Source organism: Burkholderia sp. Bp8998 (genome assembly GCF_003854235.1).
Taxonomy (GTDB): Bacteria; Pseudomonadota; Gammaproteobacteria; order Burkholderiales; family Burkholderiaceae; genus Burkholderia.
Genome location: NZ_QTQF01000031.1, coordinates 15,145 through 42,008, shown reverse-complemented (window position 1 = coordinate 42,008; position 26,864 = coordinate 15,145). Strand labels below are relative to the sequence as shown.

At 64.6% G+C, this 26,864-nt stretch carries 20 protein-coding genes; 7 read left to right on the top strand and 13 right to left on the bottom strand.

What is annotated here, in order from left to right:
* Positions 1 to 25: 25 nt before the first annotated feature.
* The 7 genes from tssI to DIE06_RS26900 form a co-directional block, all read right to left on the bottom strand.
* Positions 26 to 5,935, bottom strand: a complete 5,910-nt coding sequence (gene tssI, locus DIE06_RS26930; protein WP_124663978.1) for a type VI secretion system tip protein TssI/VgrG — start codon at positions 5,933 to 5,935, stop codon at positions 26 to 28.
* Positions 5,936 to 6,004: 69 nt separating this feature from the next.
* Positions 6,005 to 7,882: a type VI secretion system baseplate subunit TssF gene (gene tssF, locus DIE06_RS26925; protein WP_124663977.1), complete on the bottom strand. Its 1,878-nt coding sequence runs from the start codon at positions 7,880 to 7,882 to the stop codon at positions 6,005 to 6,007.
* Between the two features lie 377 nt (positions 7,883 to 8,259).
* Positions 8,260 to 8,916, bottom strand: coding sequence for a phosphorylase (locus DIE06_RS26920; RefSeq protein ID WP_409364516.1), 657 nt, complete (start codon positions 8,914 to 8,916; stop codon positions 8,260 to 8,262).
* 54 nt (positions 8,917 to 8,970) lie between these two features.
* Positions 8,971 to 10,944: a squalene--hopene cyclase gene (gene shc / locus DIE06_RS26915; protein ID WP_124663975.1), complete on the bottom strand. Its 1,974-nt coding sequence runs from the start codon at positions 10,942 to 10,944 to the stop codon at positions 8,971 to 8,973.
* 11 nt (positions 10,945 to 10,955) lie between these two features.
* Positions 10,956 to 12,209 carry a hydroxysqualene dehydroxylase HpnE gene (gene hpnE / locus DIE06_RS26910; protein WP_124663974.1) on the bottom strand — a complete coding sequence of 418 codons (1,254 nt, stop codon included), beginning with the start codon at positions 12,207 to 12,209 and terminating at the stop codon, positions 10,956 to 10,958.
* A 4-nt stretch (positions 12,210 to 12,213) separates the two neighbouring features.
* Positions 12,214 to 13,062: a presqualene diphosphate synthase HpnD gene (gene hpnD / locus DIE06_RS26905; protein WP_124663973.1), complete on the bottom strand. Its 849-nt coding sequence runs from the start codon at positions 13,060 to 13,062 to the stop codon at positions 12,214 to 12,216.
* 258 nt (positions 13,063 to 13,320) lie between these two features.
* On the bottom strand, positions 13,321 to 13,653 hold the full coding sequence (locus tag DIE06_RS26900; protein WP_059538785.1) for a hypothetical protein: 333 nt from the start codon (positions 13,651 to 13,653) through the stop codon (positions 13,321 to 13,323).
* Positions 13,654 to 13,857: 204 nt separating this feature from the next.
* On the opposite strand from DIE06_RS26900, the gene DIE06_RS26895 reads away from it, so the two are divergent.
* Entirely contained in the window at positions 13,858 to 14,742 is an 885-nt protein-coding gene (locus DIE06_RS26895; protein ID WP_124663972.1) for an alpha/beta fold hydrolase, read from the top strand.
* A 46-nt stretch (positions 14,743 to 14,788) separates the two neighbouring features.
* On the opposite strand, the gene DIE06_RS26890 is transcribed toward DIE06_RS26895, so the two are convergent.
* The 3 genes from DIE06_RS26890 to DIE06_RS26880 are packed head-to-tail and all read right to left on the bottom strand — an operon-like array spanning position 14,789 to position 16,729.
* Positions 14,789 to 15,745, bottom strand: coding sequence for a GGDEF domain-containing protein (locus DIE06_RS26890; RefSeq protein WP_124663971.1), 957 nt, complete (start codon positions 15,743 to 15,745; stop codon positions 14,789 to 14,791).
* The gene (locus DIE06_RS26885; protein WP_124663970.1) at positions 15,742 to 16,368 is read right to left on the bottom strand and encodes a chemotaxis protein CheC; all 627 of its coding nucleotides are present in this window, start codon (positions 16,366 to 16,368) and stop codon (positions 15,742 to 15,744) included. The genes DIE06_RS26890 and DIE06_RS26885 overlap by 4 nt, the downstream gene beginning before the upstream one ends.
* Entirely contained in the window at positions 16,361 to 16,729 is a 369-nt protein-coding gene (locus DIE06_RS26880; RefSeq protein WP_124663969.1) for a response regulator, read from the bottom strand. Before DIE06_RS26880 ends, DIE06_RS26885 begins: the two co-directional genes overlap by 8 nt.
* Before the next feature lie 215 nt (positions 16,730 to 16,944).
* Between DIE06_RS26880 and DIE06_RS26875 the strand changes: the two genes are divergently transcribed.
* On the top strand, positions 16,945 to 17,178 hold the full coding sequence (locus DIE06_RS26875; protein WP_124663968.1) for a hypothetical protein: 234 nt from the start codon (positions 16,945 to 16,947) through the stop codon (positions 17,176 to 17,178).
* A 27-nt stretch (positions 17,179 to 17,205) separates the two neighbouring features.
* On the top strand, positions 17,206 to 19,449 hold the full coding sequence (locus DIE06_RS26870) for a hybrid sensor histidine kinase/response regulator (RefSeq protein ID WP_124663967.1): 2,244 nt from the start codon (positions 17,206 to 17,208) through the stop codon (positions 19,447 to 19,449).
* Positions 19,450 to 19,494: 45 nt separating this feature from the next.
* Here the strand turns inward: DIE06_RS26870 and DIE06_RS26865 are convergent, their stop codons facing one another.
* Positions 19,495 to 20,049, bottom strand: coding sequence for an NADPH-dependent FMN reductase (locus DIE06_RS26865; RefSeq protein WP_124663966.1), 555 nt, complete (start codon positions 20,047 to 20,049; stop codon positions 19,495 to 19,497).
* A gap of 371 nt (positions 20,050 to 20,420) precedes the next feature.
* Here DIE06_RS26865 and DIE06_RS26860 point away from each other — a divergent pair, with 371 nt between their 5' ends.
* On the top strand, positions 20,421 to 21,017 hold the full coding sequence (locus DIE06_RS26860) for an RNA polymerase factor sigma-70 (protein ID WP_124663965.1): 597 nt from the start codon (positions 20,421 to 20,423) through the stop codon (positions 21,015 to 21,017).
* Positions 20,998 to 21,234: a zf-HC2 domain-containing protein gene (locus DIE06_RS26855; RefSeq protein ID WP_124663964.1), complete on the top strand. Its 237-nt coding sequence runs from the start codon at positions 20,998 to 21,000 to the stop codon at positions 21,232 to 21,234. The genes DIE06_RS26860 and DIE06_RS26855 overlap by 20 nt, the downstream gene beginning before the upstream one ends.
* A gap of 275 nt (positions 21,235 to 21,509) precedes the next feature.
* Here DIE06_RS26855 and arsC read toward each other — a convergent pair whose 3' ends face one another.
* Entirely contained in the window at positions 21,510 to 21,866 is a 357-nt protein-coding gene (gene arsC / locus DIE06_RS26850) for an arsenate reductase (glutaredoxin) (protein ID WP_124664018.1), read from the bottom strand.
* Positions 21,867 to 22,813: 947 nt separating this feature from the next.
* On the opposite strand from arsC, the gene parA reads away from it, so the two are divergent.
* Both parA and DIE06_RS26840 read left to right on the top strand, forming a co-directional pair.
* Entirely contained in the window at positions 22,814 to 23,476 is a 663-nt protein-coding gene (gene parA / locus DIE06_RS26845) for a ParA family partition ATPase (RefSeq protein WP_124663963.1), read from the top strand.
* A gap of 23 nt (positions 23,477 to 23,499) precedes the next feature.
* Positions 23,500 to 24,561, top strand: a complete 1,062-nt coding sequence (locus DIE06_RS26840) for a ParB/RepB/Spo0J family partition protein (protein ID WP_124663962.1) — start codon at positions 23,500 to 23,502, stop codon at positions 24,559 to 24,561.
* 90 nt (positions 24,562 to 24,651) lie between these two features.
* On the opposite strand, the gene DIE06_RS26835 is transcribed toward DIE06_RS26840, so the two are convergent.
* On the bottom strand, positions 24,652 to 26,016 hold the full coding sequence (locus tag DIE06_RS26835) for a replication initiation protein (RefSeq protein WP_124663961.1): 1,365 nt from the start codon (positions 26,014 to 26,016) through the stop codon (positions 24,652 to 24,654).
* Positions 26,017 to 26,864 lie beyond the last annotated feature (848 nt).

Sequence of the window (26,864 nt, the reverse complement as noted above, 5' to 3'; positions counted from 1 at the left end):
TCTTTTCTGAATCTATATTTCACTTTCAATTTTCGTCTTCCTCGCACTCATTCGTGGTCGGACATTCCGCCCCAGCCTTTAAGATGGCTTTCCCTCCTTGGACTGCTCCCTGGATCATCACTTGGTCCGCAACAGTTCTCTTGTGCCAATTGATACGCGTATTCAATTTTGCAATTCTCGATGCACTGCGGGCATTGGTGGCTTGTGCGATTAAATTTTTCACCGCCCCAACAGACTTAACAACCTTTTTTCCAGATGCCAAAACTCCGGGAAACAGACCACTTGCCAATCCAGAAATTGCCATGTCAGCCACATCCAGACACTTCCAATTTATTTTCCCAGTAGACACCTTTTGTTTTGCGAGTTGAATGCCGGCATCAACGGCAGCCCCACCCAATGCTCTCCCAACAAAAAGCGCCACCGGTATAAGGAACGCAAATGCTCCACTTGGGTCAATTCTATTGACGGGGTCTCTATCTGCGTAGGAATAATGATTCGATCCACCGAGCAATCCAATTGAATCTTGGTTAACGTAACATCCAATTTCGGTATCGTAGTAACGCAACCTGTTGTAGTGCAGCCCCGACTCCTGATCGTAGTACTGCCCCGGAAACCGTATCGGATTGTCAACGGCATGCGCGATCCGTCGGTTCGTCCGCCCATACGCACTCAGATCCGCCGCCCACACCACCTCGCGTTGTTCGTCGTACAACTCCTGCGGTGTCCCGAGGTGATCCGTCACGTAATGCCACGCCTCGCCCTGCGCCAGCCGCGTCAACGGACCTTCGTGATCCGGATGCGGCACATACGTCACAGCGTTATCCTCGTGCGCGGTACGCCCCGTCTGCACCTCCTGCATCATCCAGTCGCCGTCCCACATGAACAGCGTCGTCTGTCGCGCGCCGCCCGCCTGCGTGTGATGCTTCGCCACCCGCCGCCCCAGCGCGTCGTATTCGTACTCGCTCCTCGCACCGTCCGCGTGTTCTATCGCGATCAACTGATGGCTGCCGTCGTACCGATACTTCGTCACCTCCGGCTCTTCTATCGGCTCCTCGTACTTCGGCGTCCCCGTCAGCACTTCCATCACCCGCAGCAGGTTGTCCGCCCCGCGCTGGCTGCGCTGTTCCGCCTCGCTCAGCTCCGGCTTCGGCGGCAACGGCACCGTCCGCGCAATGCGATTCCCGTGCCCGTCGTACGTAAAATCCACCGGCCGATCCGGGCGCGTCTGCGGCGCAAACCGCAGCAAACGATCGCCGCTCGCCTTCCATGCCTGCACGCTGTTCAGGCTCGGCGCAGCGCCCAGCAGGTTCCCCGCCGGATCGTAATGAAACGCTTCCGTGCCGCTTGCCGCCGTCACGTGCGTCAGTCGCGACAACGCGTCGTACTGGTACGTCTTCTTGTCCCGCCACGCATCGTTGAGCGTCGCGAGCTGGCCGGCCGCATCGTACGCCCACGCCCGCCACGGCCGAGGACGCTCCAGCGAGCGCCCCCGTTCATCGAGGTTCTGCCACCGATGCTCAGCCAGCAAGCCGTTCACGCCATACTCGAAGTGGTGTGACGCAGGACCTTGCGTACGCTGAATCTCGCGATGCAGCGCATCGCGCTCGAAGCTCGCCAGCGGATGCTCGTCCAGCAGCAACCCGTGCACATGCCCCGAGCCGTAGCGCTGCCACACCAGCGAGCCGATTTCCGGCACGTGCGTCCAGTCGCGATTCCCGATCGCATCCACTCCGTGCGTGAGCCGCCATACCCGCCCGTGATGCGCCTGCACCTCTGCCGTACGGCGCCCTGCCGCGTCGTATTCGTAAGTGACCTGCACCGGTGCCCGGCCTGGAGAAACCGCCTGAGCCTGCGTCAGCAGCCCTCGCGCGTCGTACCGATAACTCGCCTGACTGCCGTCGCTCGATCTGCGCTCCACCGGTCGGCCGAGCACGTCGTAGGTCACATGCGTGGTGATCTGCCCGTCCTGACCGTGATCGATGCGCTCGACCATTTCCCCTGCCGCGTTGTACCGATAGCTTTGCCGGCGGCAGTCGAAGCCGGCTTGTTCGATCAACCGGTTTCGGCTGTCGTAACGGAACGTCGTCGCTTCCCGGTTCGCATTGGTCAGCGTCGTCAGACGGCCGATCGCGTCATACCGGAACTGTTGCGTACCGTCCGCAGGATCGACGATTCGCGTTCGCTGCCCGTATGCGTCCCAGTCCACACGCGTTACACGCTCGAGTGGATCCGTATGCGCGATTGCCCTGCCTGCGTCGTCGTATTCGATCTTCCACCAACCCATCCCAGCCGGCTGCACCGCCGTCACGCGCGCCGACAGGCTGCCGCTGTGGCGGCTGACCTGGCCCAACGCATCCGTGGTCTCGATCAACTGGCCGAATTGATCGTACTGATAGGTCGTCGTCTGCCCCGAGCAATCGGTCCTCGCCACGAGCTGCCCCGCGTCGTCCCACTGCATCTTCGTCACGTTGCCCAGCGCATCCGTGCGCGTGACCGGCAAGCCGTTTTCGTATGCGTAACGCGTCACATTCCCGAGCGGATCGGTTTCGCTCGTCAGGTGGCCTTGCGCGTCGTAACTACGCTGCCAGACCTGTCCAGCCGGGTCCGTGATTTGCTGCGGCAAGTTCTGGTCGTTGTAGCCGATGCGCGTGACCTGGCCCGCCGGATCGATGATCGACGTAGGATTGCCTCGCGTATCGTTCACCATCCGCGTCGTGCGGCCAAGCCCGTCCGTATAGCCCGCCACGCTTCCCGTCTCGTCGAAATGCGTTTGCTCGACGCTGCCGTCCGGATGCACGATCTTCTCGACCGCCCACAAACCGTTGTAGTGGTATTCGGTCGTGTGCCCCAAGCCATCCGTCACCCGTGTCGCGCGCAACGACGGCAGGTAATCGAAACGCGTCTCGCGCGTGATGACCCGCTGGCCATCGGCGTTCTCGGTATAGGCGTAGGTACGCAAGCAGTACGCGTTCGGCGTGTCGTCGCTCCACTCCGATACGTGCGTCGCGCCGGCCGGCGTGCGATAGGTCGTCAGTAGATGGTTGTCGTAGCCGTACCGCCACGTCAGATTCTCCCGATCGGTGGCCTTGATCAGATCGCCATGCGCGTCGTACACATAGCGCGTCAGGTGCAGCGGCTCACTTCCGAAACCCTGATCGAGCAGTACGCTTGTGATCCGGCCGGCGTCGTCCAGTGCGCAGCGCACGGTATGCCGATTGTTGCGGACTGTTTCCAGCCAGCCCTGGGCCGTATAGCCGAGCGTCAGGCTGTGCCCATCGCGTGTCGTGATGCGCTGCAACTGCCAGCGGGTCTCGTCGACCGGGTGACGGCCGTAGTGCTCTTCGACCCCGTTGACGAAGCGCAGTGTGTAGGTTGCGCCCGACGCGTTGTCATCACCACGTGCCAGCGTGATTTTTTCGATTGGATGGAAGTGTTCTTCACCGGGGTTCAGCGGCGGAAACTGCAACTGTCGCCCGTCCGCATCGAAGTAGACCAATCCCGCCGAACTCGTGCGCACCTCGGTCGCATACGGCAACTTCCACGCCACGCCCAGGCTACCGCTGCGCTGGTCCGCACTTCGGTAGCTCCTGCTCCAGTGAATCGACACGCGCCCCGGCAACGTAAAGTCCGTATGTGACAGCACCTTCTGCCCCGTTGCCAGGTCGACCGGGTTCGCGCTGACGGTCTTCTTCGCGCACTCCGCGCAATCGGCTTCCGTCACCGGCACCAGACCGCCTGCATCGCCGTTCGTCATGCTGATCGTCGGCGCTTGCAGGTAAATCGCCGTGCCTTTCAGGTGAATGCCGGATTCGTCGATCGTGACCGTCCCGCCCGGGCCCGTCAGTTGTGCCTGTTTCGCGCCCGACAGGCTGCTTTCGCCCGTATCCGCGATGCGCAGCTGGTTTGCGTTCGAGCCCGATACCGGCGCCGGCAGTTGCGGGGCGAAGTCGGGCGACGGTTCGGTCGGGTTTGCCTGGTCGGCGCTCACCGCATCGCGCACGGTCAGCGTGTAGGTGTGCCCCACGTCGGCCGTCCAGTCCTGCACGACGCGGTCGGTCCGGTTCTGGCCGACCGTGCTCGCCATGTGCAATCCGACGTTACGCGAGTACAGCCCACCGACGTTGACGTTGTACGCCATCCCGACGTTGAGCATCGCGCCCATGCCCACGCTCTTCACCGACGCGAGCGTCACCGTCTCGAACTTGTAGCCGCCGGTCGACAGTTTCCAGTGACGTCCGATATGGTCCGTCTCGTCGTGACCGATCGTTTTTGTGCGGTCATGGCCCACCGTGTGCGTCTCGTCGGCTTCGATCACCGCATCCAGATCGCGCTCGGCCTGAATCCACACCTGCTCCGCACCCTTCTTGTCCTCGAAGCGGATCGCATTGGCGTTGCCGTATCCGCCGCCCTTGGTCGAGCGCGTCAGGATCCCGCTTTGCGTCGCATGGGCCGGCAACGTCCACGGCGGCATTGTCATCGCGTTGTAGACGCGCCCGGTCACGATCGGTCGATCCGGATCGCCGTTCTCGAAATCGACGACAACTTCGGTGCCCACTCGCGGAATATGGATGCCGCCAAAGTTGCTGCCCGCCCACGGATACGACACCCGCACCCAGCATGATGAGTTCTGGTCCTTCACGCCAGATCGGTCCCAATGGAACTTGAGCGTCACCTCGCCGTTCTTGTTGGTCCAGATCTCCGCACCCTCGGGCCCGGTCACGATCGCCGTTTGCGGACCGCGCGTGCGCGGTTTCCTGATCGTGCGCGGCGGACGGAATACCGTGGTTGACGGCTGAACCATAAATTTGCTGCGAATCGCGTAGGCTGAAAACCCGGTGGTCTGTCCGGTTTCCTTCACGTCCAGTTCCGACTCGATCACAAGATATTCGCGATTGGCGATCGCCATCGGATGACCAGTCAGCACAAAGGTCGTGCCGCACACGACGTTGCGCAAGTTGCCCTCGCCCTTCGCCCGCTCGCCCTGCGCGTGAATCTCCTCCATGCGTACCTGCGCGAATACGCGGCCGTCCTCCGTTTCCGTGTAGTCGCCCGGCCATTCGTAACGTTCGAGCTGATTGTGCGCCGTATCGCGCGGCAGGCTATTCTGCGTGGTCAGCGTCGCACCCGGCTTCTCGAAGTCGAAATCGTCCGTGGTCCACACCCCCGAGCGCAGACGCTCGGTTGCTTCGAAATGGTCGACATACTCGCGATCGATCTTCTGGCCTGGCGGGTAGTACGCAAGCGTCTGGTACGCAACGCTTTCCACGCGCCGGTAAGCACCTGGACCATCGACCAGTACCATTCGGTGGATGCCTTGCGAATGTTCGAAGAACCACGTGATGCCGTGCTCTTCCATCAATCGCTGCGCGAATGCGAAATCGGACTCGGCGTACTGCACTTGATAGCGTAGCGGCTTATAGGTGCGGCCAACGCGCATCTCGAACGAGTAAAGGTACGGACCGAACACCTCGCGCAGAATGTCCAGCACGCTCTTGCGCTGAAAGATGCGGTAGTCGGTTCGCTCTCGCGCCAATGCGAACCAGGGCTCCAGGACGACCCGGTAGCGCGACTGACGATTCAACTGATCCACGTAACTCGCCGCCGTCACGACACCGCTGATTTCTCGCATGCCGGCACCCAGATTGACGGCGCCCGCTTGCCCGGCCATTCCCGCGACGAAGCTGCCCATCCCGTCCAGTTGAATCGTGACGGTCAGTTCCTTGCCGAGCATCGCCTTCAGATCCAGGTTGGCCAGCATGTCGACCGGCAGCAGCGGATCGGCGGGCGTCGTCAGCCACAATTCATACGCGTACAACGTGGAGAGTCGTTCCGCACCGCGGATCGCGCTCAGATACAGCAGCGATGCGATGCCTTCCAGCTCCGGCAGCGCAGGGCCGCTGACCGAAAGCGTCCGGTTCGTCTTGAAATTCAACATGCGTGCTGGCCCTCGTTCGCTTGATTGTTGTTCTGTGTTACCGACTGCATGAGCCGATTTCCACGTAAATCACAGTGCGCTGCGCGTCCCCATTCGAACCGGCCAGCGCATCAACTCGCCGCGCTGCAGCGAGCGCAGCACGGATTGAGTAAAGGAATGTGTCGAAACGTGACGCGCTACGTAGTGTTCGAGGATCGTCCCGAATAGATACGGACTCGTGCCGTCAAAGCCCGTTTCATCCACCGTCAGCACACATTCGATGCCGCGACCGAACCGCAATTGGCTCTGCCCCGGCAGTTTCCTCGTCACGGGGCGCGTATCGATATGGATCAGGCTGTCGATCTGACGGCGCAAGCACACATCGTCGGCAGCAGCGAACAAAGCGAGAATGTCGCGCAGTCCGCTTCCATCCTTGGCCTCCAACTTGCCATAGCCGAGATTCAATTGACCGATCAACTGCCATGCCACACTCCCCTGTGCAAGCGGCGCACGCGCGAGGCTCGGCGCACGAATCAGTCCGGTTCGGCTGACCGGCGCACTGATACCGACGGTCAGGTCCGTCGTGCCATCAGGTTTCAACAGGCTTGGCAGACCACCGTTCGTCAACCAGGCGTCGACCGACAGATATTTCATTGCCTGTGAATAGGGTGCTTCGTCCTGATCAACCAGCGAAACGTAAATATCGGTACCTGTGTACGGGACGCGAGCACCGTAACGGCGACATGACGCCTCGGTCATGCGATGTTCGCGGCGCGTCGTGAAATGGCGCCCGTGATTGGTTTCGTCGTTCACCAGTGCTCGATACAAGGGACGAAACTCGAGCGACGCCGCGCCTTTGCTCACAAAACCATGCAACGCTTCCACCGCGAACACCTCGTAGTCCGAGCCGTTCTGCTTGTCGGGTTGCAACAGAATCTCGCCGCCCATGCTCGGTATCTCGGCGGGATCGGTTTTGCGACGAAACAGGTTGATGACCGGTGTACAAAAGAGTGCAAACCGGGATGCGTCGACGTGCTCGGCCAGCGCACTGTCGAAGCGATCGAGCAACACAACGATCTCGGCTTCACGATCGGTCACGTGTCGCAGCCCCGCATTCAGACCGGTCAGCGTGAAAAACCAGAAACGCGCGGGGCACGCTGCATATTCGTGCAGCAGGTTATGGCCGTGAAACTTCGACCCGGCCAGTGGCAGCAAACTCTCGTCGGTAGCCAACCCCGTGTATTCGATCGCCCGATCGAAGACGATCCCGAGTGCCTGATCAGGATCAGCAAAGCGGTTCGGCACCCCAGTCACGGATGACACTGCACCAGCGTGGATCAACTCGAACAGCCGTGACGCCACACGTTCGTCGCCCGCAAGATAGACGGGCAATCGATCCAGACCGCGCAACTCATTGAATCGCGCTTCGCCCGTAGTACGGAGCCTGAGACGCAACGCACCGCGAATCGGCCTGTGCGCGACGCCATATCGTTCTATCGATGGAATATCCGGTGGAACTCCCGTCAACCTCGCAGAAACGATCTCCAACGGATACAGCGTCACGTCCAGACCGCTACGAAATGTGCAGGAGGTGCGTTCGCCGTCCGGCACACGGCTCGCGAACTCCGTGCCGCGAGGTATGCAAAACCCTTCGAGCAAACTGCCTTCCTGATCATCGGGATGGAGGCAAGCAACGGCAATCGAGGGCGTCGGTGCGACGTAATTCGGATAGACGGTTTCCAGCAGTCGACTGGTCAGCAGGGGGAATTCGGCATCCAGCTTCAGTTGTAGCCGTGCGGTTGAAAAACTCGCGGCCTGCACCAGGCGCTCAACAAAGGGATCGGCAATCTCACCGGCATGCATGCCGAGCCGACGCGCTATTTTCGGATGCGCCTGGGTGAACTCCTCCATCAACTCCTTGAAATAGAGCAATTCCCGGTTGTAAGCGTCAAGGAGATGAGGGTTCATGACGAGATAAAATTCCGGATTCCGTACAAGACCTCCGAGGGCCTCGCGCTGTCAACAATGCATTGAATGCTAGCCTGAAAGGCCATCTCGAAAAATACCTGGTAGAACTGCGAGAACTGGATATGCGTGCCTTTGGCTACAGACCTTTTTTGAGATATGAGTCGTTATCCTGATCATTTAAAAAATGATCCATCGCGGCATTTGTGCGTCGGTGCTCTTTGCTCGAAGATCGAACAAATCTCATTCTCTGTGCCGTTGCATGAATTGCACCGGTCCGGAATGGCCGAAGAGCGCTGCATCATGCAGCGCTCCTTTTTGCGCGTACGGAAAACGAAAAGGGAAGGAGGAGAGGAAAAGCGGAAAGCAGCGAACGCCGCTCAGACGATCCGCATCGCGCCCGCACGCTCGAATGCGTGCCGCGCCTGGATCAGCGTCGTGCGCGCCGCGCGCGCGTCGCCCGCGACCTGCAGCAGCGGACCGAGCTGCGACGGCTGCTTCAGCAGTTCACGGAGGATCGGCAGGATGGCCGTACTACCGTCGTCGCGCAGGCCGGCCGTTGCCGCGCGCGGCAGCGTGCGCCACGCCGGGTCGACGATCGCGCGGCACACCGCGAACGGCACGCCGCGCGACGCCGCGAAGGCCGCGGCGATATGCGATTCCATGTCGACGGCGAGCGCGCCCTTCGCGCGATGCAGCGACGTCTTTTCCTGCTCGCTGACCACCGGTGCGCCGACCGCCGCCATCGTGCCGCGCGTGACGCGCGCCCATACCGGCGTGTCGTGCAGCGCGGCGACGAGCCGCGCGCTCCAGGCCGTGTCGGTCTGCACGCGGCCGAACGGCCCGTCGATCGCGTCCGCGATCACGAGCGCGCCGGGCGCGAGATCGGGCGCGAGCCCGCCCGCCGTGCCGAAGCTCACGATGCCCGCGCAACCGCGCGCGGTCGCTTCGGCCAGCGCGCGCTCGAGGCGGTCGGCCCGTGCGGCGAATACGGCCTCGACGCCGTGACCGCGCGCGATGCGTGCCTCGAACGCCATCCCCGTGACGGCGATGACGGGCAATGTGCCGTTCTGCTGCGTCGGCGCCACGCGTTACATCCCGACCGTCACGCGCGTCGCGTTGGCGCGCTTCAGGTTGCGATAGCGCGCAAGCGCCCACAGCGGGAAGAACTTGCGATAGCCGTGATAGCGCAGGTAGAACACGCGCGGGAAGCCGGTCGCCGTGAAGCGCGTCTCGTCCCACAGGCCTTCTTCGTTCTGCTGAGCGATCAGGTAGTCGACGCCGCGTGCAACGGCCGGGTTGTTCACCTCGCCGGCCGCCATCAGGCCGAGCAGCGCCCACGCCGTCTGCGACGCCGTGCTCGGCGCCTGTTCGAAGCCGCGGTAATTCAGCTTGTAGCTGTCGCCGTCCTCGCCCCAGCCGCCGTCCTTGTTCTGGATCGACAACAGCCACTGCGCGCCGCGCTTCATGCGCGGATCGTCCGGCGTCAGGCCGGCCGCGTTCAGCGAGCACAGGGCCGTCCACGTGCCGTACACGTAGTTCATCCCCCAGCGGCCGTACCAGCTGCCGTCCGGCTCCTGTTCCTTCAGCATGTAGTCGAGCGCGCGACGGGCCGGCTCGCTGCTCAACGCACTCTCGCCAAGCTGCGACAGCATCGACAGGCAGCGGCCCGATACGTCCGAGGTCGGCGGATCGAGCAGCGCGCCGTGATCCGAGAACGGGATGTTGTTCAGGTAGTACTGCGTGTTTTCCGGTTCGAACGCACCCCAGCCGCCATCGCTGCTCTGCATGCCGACGACCCATTCGCGCGCGCGCGCCATCGATTCACGATACGAGTCCGTCTGCTTGAGTTTCTGCGCGCGATCCATCGCCATCACGACCACGGCCGTGTCGTCGACGTCCGGATAGTGCGCGTTCGCGTACTGGAACGCCCAGCCGCCGGGACGCACGTTCGGGCGGCGCGAGATCCAGTCGCCGCGCACGTCGAGGATCTGCAGCGGAAGCAGCCAGTCGAGGCCGCGCAGCACGGCTTCCTCGGCACGCGCGTCACCGGTTTCGAGCAGCGCGTGCGCGGCGAGCGACGTGTCCCACACCGGCGACAGGCACGGCTGGCAATACGCTTCGTCCTCGTGCACGACGAGTAGCTTCTCGACCGACTTGCGCGCGATCGCGCGGTTCGGATGATCTTCCGCGTAGCCGAGCGCGTCGTACATCATCACCGCGTTGGCCATCGCCGGATAGATCGCGCCGAGGCCGTCCTCGCCGTTCAGGCGCTCGTCGACGAACGACACGGCCTGGCGGATCGCGCGTTCGCGCGTGTAGTTCGGGAACAGGCCGTCGACCGCGCGCAGCGCATGGTCGACGACGCGGAAGAACGCGAACCAGCCGGGGCTCTGGTGGCCCTGGCGCGGCAGCAGGCCGGCGTTGACGGGCGGGTCGATGAACAGTTCGTCGATGCGCACGCCGCGCGGGTTCTTCGCGATCGGACGCTTCGCGTTCAGCACCAGCAGCGGCACGATCACGGTCCGCGCCCAGTACGACACCTTCGACAGGTGGAACGGGAACCACTGCGGCAGCAGCATGATCTCGACCGGCATCATCGGCACCGCGCGCCACGGAATCGCACCGTACAGCGCGAGCTGGATCCGCGTGAACACGTTCGACATCTCGGCGCCGCCCATCGCGTGGATCGCCTTGCGCGCACGCTGCATGTGCTCGGCGTTCTCGTCGTCGCCGATCACCTTCAGCGCGAAATACGCCTTCACGCTCGCGCTGATGTTCGGCGCGCCGTCGGTGAACAGCGGCCAGCCGCCGTCGGCCTGCTGGATGCGGCGCAGATAGCGGCCGATCTTCTGTTCGAGCTCGAGGTTCGGCGTCTCGCCGAGATAGTGGACGAGCAGCACGTATTCGGCCGGAATCGTCGAATCGGCCTCGAGTTCGTAGACCCAGTGTCCGTCCGCGTTCTGCGCGGCCAGCAGCGCGTCGGTCGCGCTGGCGACGGCCGCGTCGAGCCCGGCCGGCGTGGTGCCGGCGGACAGGGTAGCCATATCGGTGAGATCGTTCATCGGTCCCTCTCTTATTGTGTCTGGAGCACGTCCGCGGCCAGCTGGCCGGAACGGATCGCGCCCTCGATCGTGGCGGGCAAGCCGGTGGCAATCCAGTCGCCCGCCAGCACGAGATTGGTCCAGCGCGTACGCACGGCCGGACGTTTCATTTCCTGCGACGGCACCGCCGCAAACCCCGCACGCGGCTCGACGACGAACTGCCACGCGGGGAGGGTTTCCGGGTTCGCGCCCGTCACGCGCGCGACGTCTTCCCAGATGCGCCGCGCGAGCGCATCGCGCGGCATGTCGAGCCAGCGGCCCGCGTCGCGGATCGTCGCCGCGAGCGGACCGCCGCCGGTGCGCACCGCGTCGACGACGCCGTTGACGACGGTCGTCTGCAGCGGGTTGCCGGCCGGCGTGTCGACCGCGAAGTACGCGGTCACGACCGCGCTGAAGGTATCGGGCGCGGTGAGATCCGGGACGAGCGGCTGCGCCACCTCGGGCGGCACGGCCAGCACGACCGCATCGCCCGGCGCGAGATCGACGCGCTCGCCGCCGATCGTGACCGCATCGACCGCGTTGCCGTGCGCACCGAATTCGAACGCATCGAGCCGCGAGTTCAGCCGGATCTGCGCGCCGCCGTGCTGCAGCATCCGCAGCGCCGGTTCGACGAATGCGCTGCCGAGCCCGTGGCGCGCGACGAGCGGGCGCCACCCGGCGCCGCCCGCGGCAAACGTACCGCTCAGCACCGCGCGCGCGAGCTCGGCGCTCGCGTGGCGCGGCTCGACGTTCAGTACCCCGAGGAAATATGGCCGCAGCCAACGATCCCACAGCACGCCGTCGCATCGCATCGTCTGTGCGAGTGAGCGGCCGGTGCGCGCGAACGCGAGCGGGGCCAGCGCGAGGTAGTCGAGCGGCGTGGTGCCCGGCGCGCGCGACGCGGCGTCGAACAGCCACGACGGCCAGCGCCCGTTGCCGAAACGCAGCGTCCAGCGCTGCTGCGACGCGACGTCGACCACCGGACATTCAGGCAGCGCGGGCCCCGTGAGCTGATCGGCGGCGCCGGTCGCGCGCAGGTAGCGCTGCGTCGCGGACTGCCCCGCGAAAACCTGATGCAGCCCGCTGTCGAGCGTGGTGTTCAGCGTCCCGTCGAACCACGACCGGCAGCGGCCGCCCGCATGCGCATGCGCGTCGTGCAGCACGATGCGCCGCCCGCGGCGTTGCAGCTCGACGGCGGCCGACAGGCCCGCGAGTCCTGCACCGATCACGTGGACGGTTCTGGGCATCGGCTCAGAACAGCGCGTAGCGCGCGGCGATCATCAGCATTCGCGCCTTCGGCTTGCGCAGCGGCGCACGCGGGGCGGCGAAGCCGCGCGCGATCGCGGCCTCGAGAATGCAGCGATACGCGCCCGACATGATGCGCGGCGCCTTCACCTGCGCACGCGTGCACGTGTCCATCACCGCGTCCGCCGCGCGGAAGTGCGCGAGCGCGCGCTCGACGAGCGTCGCGCATACGCGCGGGAGTGCCGGGTCGCGCACGATCGTCGCCGGGTCGGTGATCGCGATGCCTTCGCGCGCAAGCAGCTCGCGCGGCAGGTAGCAGCGGTTGATCGCCGCGTCGTCGTCGATGTCGCGCAGGATGTTCGTCAGCTGCAGCGCACGGCCGAGGTGGTGCGACAGCTTGATGCCTTCCGCTTCCGGGATCCCGAAAATCCTCACCGACAGGCGGCCGGCCGCGCTCGCCACGCGATCGCAGAACAGGTCGAGCGTCGGCTCGTCCGGCGCGCAGATGTCCTCGGCGGCGTCCATCGCCATCCCGTCGATCATCGCGTGGAAGTCCTCGCGCTTCAGGTTGAACGCGCGGATCTCGCGCTCGAGCGCGACCAGATGGCGCGGCGGCTGGCCGGCGAAGCACGCGTCGATGTCCGCGCGCCAGCGATCGAGGCCCGCGTTGCGCTCGGCGCGCGGCAGGTCGCTGTCGGCGATGTCGTCGACCGCGCGGCAGAACGCGTAGACCTGGAACATCGCGTCGCGCTGCACCGCCGGCAGGATGCGCATCGCCAAATAGAAAGAACTGCCCGATGTGACGGCAGCGGCGTCGGTTTCTTGTTCGTCCACGACGAGATTGGAAACGGCCAAGACGAGCTCCACGGAGACACCCACGCGGGGCGATTGAAGAAGCCATGCCCGGCTGGGTTGGTCAGGGCGTCAAATGCGTGCGAGATATGCGAACGATCGACGCAGACAGGCACAAATTACCGGCCGGAAGCCGGAATTGGGCGAAAGTATAGCAATCTTTGAAGTTCGATGGCGGACACGCGCCGCGCGCGGCGGGCCGCCCGAGGGCGGGCGGCTCGGCGCGGCCGGCCGCGGCGGGGAACGGCGTCGCGCGGCCCGTCAGCCGTAGACGATGTCGCGCTGCAGGTCGAGCGCGATGAGTCCCATTTCTCGGGTCAACTGCAGCATCGAGCGGCGTTCGAGCCGCGAGCCCATGAAGCTCGTCACGCGCCCGTCCGGCTCGGCCGTGAACTGGAACGACGGGCCCCCGGTGCCGAACCACGCGCCCGGCACGTCGGGGGACTCCTGCCAGTCGATCTGCTCGAACACGCGCGCGATTCCCGCGCGCACCACGTCGCTCGGGCCGATCGGCGGCGCGATCTCGCCCAGGTCGTCGAGGGAATAGGGGCCAGGTTTGTCCGGCCGCCGGTAGAAGAGATAGTCGACGTTCATGGGAGCAATCGGGAAGAAAGCGTCAAATTAGCGCGCTTCGGCGCAAATTCAAATCAGATCAAGACGAAATGTGGCCCGTACGAGACAAAAGGGCCCCATCGCGACCGCCGCCGCGAGCGCGCGCACGGCCGCGCCGCGCGTTCATGCTTGGACGCGCGCGGCTTCGTCTAAGATGAACATCTTTCTCGAAAAAACACGGACACCATGGAGACGAACGTAACCGCCACCGCGCAATCCGACCATCCCGTTTTCGTGCTGGTGCATGGCGCGTGGCACGGCGCGTGGTGCTACGCGCACGTCGCGGCCGCGCTCGCTGCGCGCGGCTACCTGTCGATCGCGCGCGACCTGCCCGCGCACGGCATCAATGCCCGCTTTCCCGCGTCCTATCTGCAACGGCCGCTCGACGAGGACGCCTTCGGCGCCGAGCCGTCGCCGGTCGCGAATACCACGCTCGACGATTACGCGACGCAGGTGATGCAGGCCGTCGACGACGCGTATGCGCTCGGCCGCGGCAAGGTCGTGCTGGTCGGGCACAGCATGGGCGGCCTCGCGATCACGGCCGCGGCGGAACGCGCGCCGGAGAAGATCGCGAAAATCGTCTATCTCGCGGCGTTCATGCCCGCGTCCGGCGTGCCGGGCCTCGACTACGTGCGCGCGCCCGAGAACAAGGGCGAAATGCTGGGCCCGCTAATGCTCGCGAGCCCGCGCGTCGCGGGCGCGCTGCGGATCGATCCGCGCAGCGGCGATGCCGCGTATCGCGAACTCGCGAAGCGCGCACTGTATGACGACGTGCCGCAGGCCGACTTCGAAGCGGTGGCGAACCTGATGACCTGCGACGTACCGGCCGCGCCGTTCGCGACCGCGATTCCGACGACCGCCGCGCGCTGGGGCGCGATCGACCGTCACTACATCAAGTGCCTGGCGGATCGCGTGGTCCTGCCCGCGCTGCAGCAGCGCTTCATCGACGAAGCCGACGCGTTCGTGCCCGATAACCCGACGCACGTGCACCAGCTCGACAGCAGCCATTCGCCGTTCGTGTCGCAGCCGGCCGTGCTGGCGGGCGTGCTGGCGGCTATCGCGAAAAGCTGAACGGCGTGCGTGGCCCGCGCGGAGCGGCGGCGCAACGACGCAGGAATTACGCGTATGCGATCGACCGATCGCGCCCGAGCCGCTTCGCGCGATAGAGCGCGGTATCGGCCTCGTTGACCAGCACGTCGCACGCCGGCGCGCCGGCCGTCGCGCACGCACCGCCGACGCTCGCCGTCACCGGCACGCTGACGCCTTCCGCGTCGACCGGCGTGCTGCCGATCGCGTCGCGCACCTTGTCGGCCACCCGCATCGCCTCGTCGAGATTCGTGCACGGCAGCAGCAGCGCGAATTCCTCGCCGCCGAAGCGGCCGAACGTATCCTGCGCGCGCACGATCGACGCGACGCGACGCGCCGTCTCGCGCAATACCGCATCGCCGGCCGCATGCCCGAAACGGTCGTTGATCGTCTTGAAGTGGTCGAGGTCGAACAGCAGCACCGACAGGTCGCCGCCGTAACGCTGCCAGCGCGCGAACTCGTCGCCGAGCCGCGCCTCGAAGAAGCGCCGGTTCGCGATGCCGGTGAGGCCGTCGCGATTCGCATGCTCGCGCAGCTTCGCGACCGCCTCCTCGCGCTCGCGCTGCATCACGCTCACGTGCGTCACGTCCGAGATCGTCACGCACACGGCCTCGACGTCGCGGCCCCGCGTGAGCGGCATGAACGTGCAGTCCTGCTGCATGTAGTCGACGCCGCCCGTGATCGGCCGGTCGTGCTCGAAGCGAAACAGGTAAGGCCGCTGCTCCCACGAGCTGAACGCGAAGCTGCCGAGCTGGAACACGCTCTCGAGCTTGCGTTCGAGCCACGCGCGCGGCAGCTCCGGAAAGCAGTCGAACAGGTTGCGGCCGATCACGTCGGCAGCCGGGATGCCGCTGTGGTCCTGCATGAAGCGATTCCACATCAGCACGGTCATCGTGCGGTCGAGCACGAACAGGCCGAAGCCCACCCGTTCGATCACGAGATCGCTCAGCGACGTGGCGGTGGCGGTAGCGGTGGCAGTAGCGTTCATAGCGCGGACAGCAACGCGTCGAGCGCGTCGCCCATCAGCCGGATCGAGTCCTCGGCCATCAGCATCACGAAATGCGCGCGGAACGCGTGATCCTCGAGGCCGAAGTTCACTTCGAGCAGCAGCGCGACGCTCCAGGCGAGCGCGTTCGACTGGAACACGTCGTCGAACGACACGTTCGCGCCGAGCAGCCCCGGCGGGAAGAACACGGGCTTGCGGCCGAGCTCGTCGAGAATCGACGCGACGCACGCGCTCATCAGCACGTTCGAGACATCGAACACGAGTTCGTCCTGCGTGGCCATGCCGGCGTATACGCCGTCGCCGAACGTGCGGTCCATCAGCGACATGAGCCGCGCGACGCCCGCGCTGCGGCACAGCACGATCGCCTCGCCCTTGATGTCGGAACGGAATCCCTGGCGCACGGCCGTCACGTTCTCGTGGATGCCCGTCATCTCGCGCAGCGCGTCGCCCGCTTCGGCGGCCTTCACGATGCGCACGCGCGGTACCGACAGCTCGATGAAGTGGCCGAGCAGCAGCGCGAGCCGTGCGGCGGCGCGGCCCATCGCGAGGTTGGCGATCTCCTGCAACGCGTCGCGTTGCTCCGCCGTGAACACCGATTCAGGCATACAACCCATACTCCTTGAGAATGGGCAGCAACGCCTCCGACGTCACGGGCTTGGCAACGAATGCGATCGCGCCCAGCTCGCGCACGCGTGCTTGCGCCTGCGCCTGGATATCGGCGGATACCACGATCACGAACGTGTTCAGGTCTTCGTGGCGCAGTGTCTCGAGCACCTGATAGCCGTTCATGTCGGGCATCGTCAGGTCCAGAAACATCACGGAAGCTTTGCCGTCACGATAGAGCGCCAGGGCCTCACGACCATTCGCCGCATACGCGACATCGACGTCCCAGTCTCCCGGCAGTGCCTTTGTCAGAAGCTTGCGAGCGAGCAAGGAGTCGTCGGCGATCACGATCGGCAAAGGCATGGCGGCGAAGCGGTATACGGAATGGTCTCTCTCGCGTTAACGACCGCGCGGCGCACTTCTTGAGGCGCCATGCAATCATGCGCGGGCCACCACCGTGCGGCCGCGCGCGGGCGCCACGGCACGAGGCACGCGACACACCGCGCCGCGAACGCCGGCGGGCGCATATATCTGTCATAGGGAAAGCAAGGCGCGATTCTCGGAGTAAACCGAAGGCGGTGCAACTCGCCATTTTCACCATTTCGAACAGAATTGGTCCGATCGCCCGGCATTCTGAAAACAGCCGCGACCATTTTCAGGATAAGCACGCAAAATTTTTCTTTGTGTACGTTTGCGCTGCCGGATTCATAGCGTTTTCAAACTTTCAGTTTGCACCTGTCGGAATCGTCAGGTTGCACGTCCGTGCGGCGGTGCAGCGGTGCGGCGGGCGCGCGCAACTCGTTTATGATTGAACACCTCCGCTTCACCCGCTTTCTTCAATGACGTCCGAACGTCCCGCCGACTCCCGCCCGCACGCCTCCACGCCCGCCGACGACTGGCAGGACGACGGCAGCTATGCGTCCGGCGCACCCGAGCACGATTTCGCGGTCCGGCGCGTGACGCTGATCGTGCTGCTGGTCGCGGCGATCGTGCTGCCGTGCATTTACGTGTCGGTCATGGCGTACAACGACCTGAAGGCACGCGAAGCCGCGGCGAGCGACGTGACGATGCGCACCGTGCGCGTCGCCGAGGAACATGCGCTCAAGGTGTTCGACCTGAGCGAGACGCTCGATGCGCGCATCGTCGATCTCGTGCAGGACATGGACGACGCCACCGTGCGCCGCCACGAATCCGACATCCACGAAGCGCTGAACACGATCGGCGGCGGCTATCCGCAGGTGGCCGCGGTGTCGATCTTCGGGGCAAGCGGCATGCTGCTCGCCAACAGCCTCTACTATCCGGCGCCCTATGCGTCGATCGCGAACCGCGACGACTTCGCCGGCATCCGCGACGGCAAGGTCATCGAACACATCTCGCGGCTGATGATGGGGCCGCTCAAGCTCGAGAACATTCCCGTGTTCAACACGGGCGTCGCGCGACGCCATAGCGACGGTTCGTTCGCCGGAATGGTGTCGATCGCGCTGAAGTCGTCGTATTTCAATGCGTTCTACCGCGACCTGCTCGGCGGCGCGGCCACGCCGATGACGATGGCGCTCGCGCGCTCCGACGGCGCGGTGATCGCGTCGTATCCGCCGCCGCCGTCGCTCGCGCACACCGATCGCACGACCACGTTCGGCAACGCGAGCAACGATCCGCGCGCGGGTGTCGTGCGGGTGCGCCACGACGGCGCCAGCAGCGAGATCGTCGCATACCGCCAGGTCGGCAGTTATCCCGTGTACGTGACCTGCGCGTACCGCACCTCGGCGATCTGGCATGAATGGTACGAACACCTGAGCGTGCTGTTCATCTCGATGTTCGCGCCGTCGATCGCGCTGTGGTCGGTGATCTGGCTGTCGCTGAAGCGGCTGAAGGCGGAAGAGGAGGCCTGGGACCGCTGGCAGGCCGAAGCGTCGATGCGGCGCTCGATCGAATCGGCGTACCGGCAGTCGCGCAAGATGCAGGCGCTCGGCAACCTGGTCGGCAGCGTCGCGCACGACTTCAACAACCTGCTGATGATCATCTCGAGCAACGTGCAGATCGCGCGGCGACGCGGGGTCCAGCATCTCGACAAGGAACTCGGCGCGATCGAACGCGCGCTGAAGAACGGCCAGTCGCTCACGCGCCAGCTGCTCGGCGTCGCGCGCAAGCAGCCGCTGCACAGCGAGACGATCGACGTCGGCCAATGGGTCGGCACGTGCCGCGAACTGCTGAAGACGTCGCTCGGTTCGAAATCGCTGCTGGTCGTCGCGATCGAACCCGGCGTATGGCCGATCCGGGTCGATGTCGCCGAACTCGAGCTCGCGGTGATCAATCTCGCCGTCAACGCGCGCGATGCGATGACGGTCGGCGGCCGCTTCACGGTCGGTGCGCGCAACGTGACGCTGCGCCGCGAGGACGGCTTTCCGCTGACCGGCGACTTCGTGCAGATCTCGCTCGACGATACGGGCTCGGGCATGGCGCCCGACGTGCTCGCGCGCGCGTTCGAGCCGCTGTTCACGACGAAGCCGCAGGGGATGGGAACGGGGCTCGGGCTGCCGCAGGTATTCGCGTTCTGCGAGCGCTCGGGCGGCCTCGCGACGATCGACAGCGCGGTCGGCGCCGGCACGTCGGTGCGCCTCTACCTGCCGCGCGCACGCGTCGAGGACATCGTCGCGCGGCCGCAGGCCGTCGCGCACGACACGGGCGCGCTCACGGGCCTGCACGTGCTGCTGGTCGAAGACAACAGCGAAGTCGCGGCCGGCACCGAAGCGCTGATCACGCTGCTCGGTCACCGCGTCACCTATGCGCCCACCGGCGACGACGCGTTGCGCCTGATCGAGGGCGCGGCCGCGAACGACGCATTCGACCTGGTGATCTCGGATATTCACATGCCGGGCCGCCTGAACGGCATCGACCTCGCCGAAGCGATCGACAGGCGGCCGGGGAAGCTGCCCGTGATCCTGGTCACGGGTTACGCGGAGGAGCTCGACCGCACGCGCACCGTCAACGTGCGCGTGCTGTCGAAGCCGTTCGACATCGCGCTGCTCGACGAAATCCTGCTCGGCATCCGCGAAGCGCGCGATGCGCGGCACGCCGGCGCCTGACCCGCGGCACGCGGGCCGGTGCCGGCTGCGGGAAGGGGACGGCGATCAGGCCGCCTTCAGCACGCGCACCCAGTCGACGTAGCGGTCGACGAAGCCCTGCAGGAACTTGCGGGTGTCCTCGCTGACGATCCGGCCCTCGTCGTCGATGCGCGCCGGGTCATGCTTGATGAACATTTCCGGCTGCCCGAGCGTCTTCACGTCGAGATACGCGAGCACGTTGCGCAGGTGCTGCTGCGCGAGCGCGGCACCGGTCGCGCCCGGCGACGTGCCGAGCACCGCGCCCGGCTTGCCGGACCACGAGTTGTGGCCCCACGGGCGCGAGCCCCAGTCGAGCGCGTTCTTCAGCACGCCCGGGATCGAGCGGTTGTACTCCGGCGTGACGAACAGCAGTGCGTCGGCCGCTTCGATCGACTGCTTGAAGCGCTTCGCGACTTCCGGAAAGTCCGCGTCGTAGTCCTGGCTGTACAGCGGCAGTTCGCCGATCTCGACGAATTCGAACGAGAAATCGGCGGGGGCGAGCGAGATCACGGCGTGCGCGAGCGCGCGGTTCCAGGAACCGCGACGCAGGCTGCCGACGACGACTGCAACACGATAGGACATGGCTTTCTCCTTCCGGTGAGTAAGGAATCGGATCGATTGATTCTGGACAGGCGACAAAGGTCTGTTTATAGGCAGGCCAGCCCGCGAACCGTCCCACGGGGCTGCCCGGCCGACTTTCCACAAGGTTTTCCACAGAAATTGTGGATAACTTGACCATTATGGTCTGATGTTACAAACCGCCCGCGTCCCGATCTCGCGGCGTGCGACGCGGGGCTCCGGCAAGCATAGCGCAGCGTGCCGGCCGGCTTCGTGAATGCGTGACGGAACATGCGTTGCGGCGCGGCGACCTGACCAGTAAGCTTCTCGCACACCGCGATGCGCGCCCGATGGCGCACGCGCGCGCTTCCGCTTTGTAAGGCTCCCGACCCGCCATGCTGTCCGCGTACGACGACCCTGCCTATCTCGCGCAACTGCGGCGCGACCTGCTGCGCTTCGCGCGGCTTCAGCTCCGCGATGCCGATGCGGCCGAGGATGCCGTGCAGGAAGCGCTGACCGCCGCGTGGTCGCATGCGGGAGAGTTCGCGGGACGGTCCGCCCACAAGACCTGGGTGTTCGGCATCCTGCGCAACAAGCTGATCGACATCCTGCGCGCACGGCAGCGGACGGTGAGCCTGTCCGCGCTCGATGCGGAACTCGACGGCGAATCCATGCTGGATCGCGAACTGTTCAAGGAAAACGGACACTGGGCCGCGCACACGAAGCCGCGACCGTGGCCGCGCCCCGAAACGCTATTGCAGCAACAGCAGTTCTGGACGCTGTTCCAGGTCTGCCTCGACCACCTGCCGGAGCACATCGGGCGCGTGTTCATGATGCGCGAGTTCCTCGACGTCGAGATTGCCGACATCTGCAGCGAACTGACGTTGACGACGAATCATTGCAGCGTGCTGCTGTATCGGGCGCGCACGCGCCTGCGCACCTGCCTCAGCGAAAAAGGACTGACGACCGAAGATGCTGCCGGGGAAATGTAGGGACGTGACGCGATTGCTGTCGGATGCGCTCGACCGGTCCTTGACGCTTCATGAGCGCGTGCAAGTGCATGTGCATCTGCCGGCTTGCAGCGGATGCCGCGCGTATCGCGGGCAGATCGCGCTGCTGCGGACGGCGGCGCATGCGGCGGCGGGGCGGGGTACGGGGGATGACGCGGGTGGCGATCGCGATAGGTCATCGGGCGACGGGCAGGGCTGAGTTGCTGATGTCGTCGTGCGGTTACGCGTTGCAGCTGGCGATGTCGTTGTCGACGTCGAACGGTTGATGCTGGAGGTGGCTCGCGGGCATCGAGTACGGGCTGCTCGCTGTGTGGCGGCGGAGGTCGTTGGCGGTGTGCGAGCGGTGATTGTCGCGGTGAGCGGCCGACGGTGATCACGGCTGCGGGGGTCGGGCTGCGGCTTGCGAAGCCAGCCGCGCATTCCCGGCACGGTCGGGCCGGGATGATGCGATAAGAAAAATACGCCGAACAACAATTATTCGAACAGCGCGCGCACCGACTCGGGCGGGCGGCCAATGGCTGCCTTGCCTCGGTACACGACGATCGGACGCTGCAGCAGAATCGGATGATCCGCAATCGCTTCGTAGGCCTCCGCGTCGGTAAGGCTCGCACGGGCCAGATCCAGCGTCTTGTACGGCTCCTCGCCGTCGCGAAGCATGTCGCGCACCGGGCGCCCGAGCTGACGATGCAGGGCTTCCAGTTCCTCAACCGTCAGCGGCGTCTTCAGATACTCGACAACATTCACCGGCGTGCCGGTGGTGTTCAGCGTCTCGACCAGTGCGAGCGTCTCGCGAGACTTCGAGCAACGGGGGTTGTGGTAGATCGTGATCATCATTCGGGCCTGGACAGGAAAGGCACGTATTGTAGCCAGTCTGGTTGCGGTCGTTTCGACGGGGTACCGGCACGCCGGCGGAAGGGGAGGTGGTGTCTCGGTGTCTCGTGTGGAGAGAGTCGGTCGCGCCGACGAGCGGGCCGCGCGCTTGATGCGTTTATGCGCATAAAGCGCGGTGACGGGCGATTGCCAAGGCCGTCTACGTTGGCGATTGGCGCGGGTGAATAACGACGCATCGCAATGGCGTGTTGCCGGCTCTGACGCGGAGGCCATCGTACAGTTTATGCGTCGCGGGGTTTATGCGCATAAAGCCGTCGCTTCCCGGGGTGGGGAGGTCCACGGATATCGCGGCCGGCCCCGGCACCTTCGATGCTTCGAACGATCAACGAGGCGATATACGATGACGACCGGGGCATTATCGTGGAGGCGTCTTTACGCGCGCTTGCCGACGTGAGCCGAAATTGGCAGCCGAGCATCTCGATGGTTTATGCGCATAAACGCTTGGGGTGCCCAGCGCTTCGTCGCTGCACACGGTGCCTTGCGCGAGTATCGCGCCGACCCGAGCCGCGCAGGGTTCGTCATCCAGGTTCGTGCTCAAGCGAGGACGCTGACTCGTGGTTGCTCTCCAGCACCGCCGGAGTTTATGCGCACAAACTTCCGCGTTACGAAGGTCGCGCCCATTCAACCATTGCCAGAGCAGCCCCGACACATTGCGCCGATCAGCTTCTCGAACGTTAGACCGAAACGCCTGTCGTCACGACGATCCCCCCGCTCATCATCCACCGCGGCAATCTCGCCGCCATCCGCTCCAGCCATCCGGCGTCCCCATTCGTTTATGCGCATAAATCGATAGCCCGAACGGCTAACGCGTAGTTGGCAAACGACAATTTCATTGAAATATAAATATCGTCCTGTAGAATTCCAACGACCAAAAACAGGAGTGAAAATTGGCCGCGGAAATCATTGCAGTCACTCAACAAAAAGGTGGCGTCGGCAAGAGCACGATTGCCATGCACCTCGGCGCGGCATTCCATGAAAAAGGGAAACGCGTTCTCGTCATCGACGCTGACGGTCAAAACACACTGGTTCACTGGTCGAGCGCATCCGGTGACAGCGACACCGGCATCCCTTTCCCGGTCGTCAACCTCGCCGAAGCCGGCGGCCAGATCCATCGCGAGATCAAGAAGTTCATCAACGACTACGACATCATCGTCGTCGATTGCCCGCCGTCGATCACAGAGAAGGTCTCCGGCGTCGTGCTGCTGGCCGCATCGATCGCCGTGATCCCGACTTCATCGTCACCCGCCGATTACTGGTCGAGCGTCGGGCTGGTCAAGCTGATCCAGCAGGCGCAGGTGATGAACGAAGACCTCCGTGCCGTCTTCCTGCTGAACAAGACCGAAGAGAAGCGCATGCTCACCCGCGAGCTCAAGCGCGCGCTCGAGGAGCTCGGCTTCCCGTTGCTGAAGACGCAAATCCCGACCCGGGAAGCGTACAAGCAGGCGATGGCGCTCGGTCAGACCGTGCTGCAGATGAACGATCGCGGCGCCAGGCTGGCCGCCGCGGAAATCCGCGCATGCGCCGACGAAATCGTCGCCATGCTGCCCTGACTTTATGCGCATAAAGGAGTCACATGAAACCCTCCCAATTTGCAAAAGGATTCCAAGCGCGCCCGGATATCACGACGAGCGAGAAGCGCACGGCGCTTGATCGGCTGAATGCCATCGACGGCATCGTCAAATCCGAGACGGCCACGCCGGCCCCGACGAAGTCCGCAAAGAAAGACATCACGCCGCCGCCGGCTCCGGACGTCCTGCTCGATCCATCGAACGACGAGTCGCCGCAATATCGCGCGTGGCGCCTCGAGAACCGCTATGCGCCCGGCCAGGTGATCGAGCTGCCGCTGAAGGCGATCAAGCATAGCCCGTTCAACCCGCGGCACTTCTATCTGAAGTCGTCGATCGCCGAACTCGCGGTCAACCTCGCGAAGCAGGGGCAGCAGCAGGCAATCCACGTGATTCCGGACTACGACAATCCGGGTTCGTATTTCGTCAGCGACGGCGGCCGCCGTGTGCGCGCGCTGAAGGAGGCGAACAAGGAGTCGGTGAAGGCGATCGTGATCGACGTGCCGATCGGAATCCAGAGCTACAAGCTCGGCTACGACCTGAACGTGCAACGCGATTCGCAGACGGTGTTCGACAACGCCGTCGTGTGGCGCCGCTTCCTCGACGACAAGCACTTCCAGAGTCAGAAGGAGTTGTCCGAGCATCTCGGCCTCGACGAGTCGACGGTCGCGGTTGCGCTGTCGATCGGCAAGCTGCCGGAAGGCGTGATGCAGGAGATGGTTGCGCGCCCCGATCGTTTCGGTTCGAACATGGCGTATCAGGTCGGCCGTTATCACAATGCGCGCGGCACCGAAGCAACGCTGCGGCTGATCAACAAGATCGTGTCCGACGATCTCAGCACGCGCCAGGTGTCGGACATCGTCAAGGGCCGCGTCGCGGCGCAGGAAACGCCGAAGCCGGCGGGCCGCCAGCGCTATGCGCAGCGTCTCGAGATCAAGCTCGGCGGCAAGTCGGTCGGCGACCTGAAGTCGTATGGCGAAGACCGCATCGAACTGCGCCTGCGCGGCCTACCGAAGGACAAGCGCGACGCGATCCTTGAGCAGCTCGAGCGGATGCTGTTGTCGGACTGATGGAAACGGCCGGCAGGGCCTGGCGATGCGCCGGGCCCGCCGGTTGGGCGGGCAGCCGGCGGCGGCCCGTCAGAGGGGCCTGAACGGGCCTCAGGCGGCCCGCGATTGGTTCAGGGTGAACGACAGCAGGTCGCCGTCAGTCGGCTCGCCCCAGGTCTTCTGGGCCAGCCAGTCGAAAAACGCCGTCTCGGCAAGCTTCGAATCGAGGCCGCGCTTGCGCCAGTCGTCACGCAGGTGCGAGCCCATCGTCGGCAACACTTCCGACTCGAACGACTCGCGCGCCACTTCGCGCTCCGCGTCGCCCTGCTCCTCGTACAGCACCTTCGCTTCCTTGCGGCGGAACGCCGCGAATTCGCTCAACAAACGCGCCTTCAGATCGTCCGGCTGCGCCGCGACGGCCTTCGCGGCGGGCATGCCGGAAGGCAGCGTGTCGACGGACTCGACCGGCGGCGCATAACCCTTCTTCAGCGCATCCTTGAACAACGCGGGCGCACTGCGCACCGGCGGCAGCGTCGTGCTGCGCATCCGCTGCTCGGTCATCTGCAGCGCGGCGCGAATCCGGTTTTCCTCGCTGTCGGCGTAGAGCGTTTGCGCTTCCTTGAGCGGAATCCCGAGCTTCACCATCCGGTCGACCAGCGTGCTGTCGAACACGTTCGGATGCTCGTCGAGCGCGAGCATCGGCTGCTTGCGCTCGGTCACGCGGAACTGGATCTCCGCGACCCGCCGCCCTTCACGATGCTCGATCAGTTCGACGAAGATGTTGGTGACCGCATTGACCTCGGCGATCGCCGGACGCAGATAGTCGCGCTTGAAGTACTTGTACTCGCGCTTCGCCTCGTCGCCGGCTTCCGTATCCGGCGTGCCCGACAGGATCGGCCGCCACCACTCCCACGGCTCGCGCATCGTCAGGTGGCTCGGGTTCGTCAGGTAGCGCACGCAGATTTCATAGAGCGCGAGACCGGCGCTGCTACGCAGCTGGCTCTGGAACTGGAGGCTCAGGCGCGCGTACTGGACCGGGTCGAGCAGCTTCTTCTTGATCTTCGGTGCGAACGAGAATTCGACCCACACACGGCGGGTGGCCGGATCCTCGAGAATTTCGGCATCGGCGATCAGCGTCGAGATCCCCCACTTGCGGCCCGGCTTCTGGCTCGACGTCCCCGTGCTCCACTCGACCTGGACCGACACCATGCGGCGCAGGTGTTCCTTCACCAGTGCGGTGTCGTTCGAATCGAAGGCGGAGTTGGCGACGATATCCGACAGCAGCGCGCGATAGGTATCGCCCGAGTCGTCGGCCTGCTGCGCGACGGCGAGCAGGACATTGAACAGCTTGCGGGTCAGGAGCGTGATCTTGCCGCTCTTCGGCTGAATTGCGATCGCCTCGACGGCCTTACGCAATTCGGCTGAACTGGCACTCACCACATCCACATCGGTTTTCTTGGCGCGCTTCGTGGCCATGCGTCAGGTCGGAGGAGAAGTTTCACGGAAGGATAGCGCCTGTGGTGATGTGCGTCCAGAACGACATGCTCACCATAGCCGGTGAAGTGCACGTGCAAAACGGCACTCACCCCAACCCTCTCCCGAAAACCCTCACCGGTCCGGATTTAAAGCGTTTGGGACTCGTCCAGACGTGTCGCGGGATGCGCGGATTCACAGATTTTTGCCTGTGCTCGATACGTGCGAAACTTATTCCCGTATCGGCTCACCTTTCGATTTGTCGTAATTTTGCGACTGCGCTTCCGGGCCCTCGTCACAGGGCCGCCACTGGATATCGCGACATCGAGCAGGCGGGCCCGCGCCGGCCTGTATGCATGTACAGGCGAGGCTTCCCGGTTGATCGTCACTCCCGGCGGAATCCGGAAACCCGCGCCGAAAAGGTGCACCTGCGAGTCGAGCGAAGCCGTTTCACAGGCCGGGCGCGCATTGTACAGCGCACAGAAATCCTCCGGTCCCGAAAATTCTCACCTCGACGGCTCGGAATTCTGTGACCCGGATCGCGACGAATCCCCGACACACACGGGATCGGCTGCCAGGATCTCCTGAAAAGTCTCACCTTATTGAAAAAAGCGGCGCTCCTGCGGATGCGGAAGCAGCTCCCGAAAAACCTCACCGTAACCGCCGCGGTATCAAAAATGTCAATGGCATCCGATACTTATGTGCAGCAGGCGTTCTGCCGTGTCAGGTGCTCATCCCCCGAAAAATCTCACCTTTGTGGCATGCGAGCCTATGCGACAGCTGTGTGTCGACTCCTGAAAAATCTCACCTGTGCCAAAAAGTGGCACAGCAAAAATCGGATTTCTGCCAGT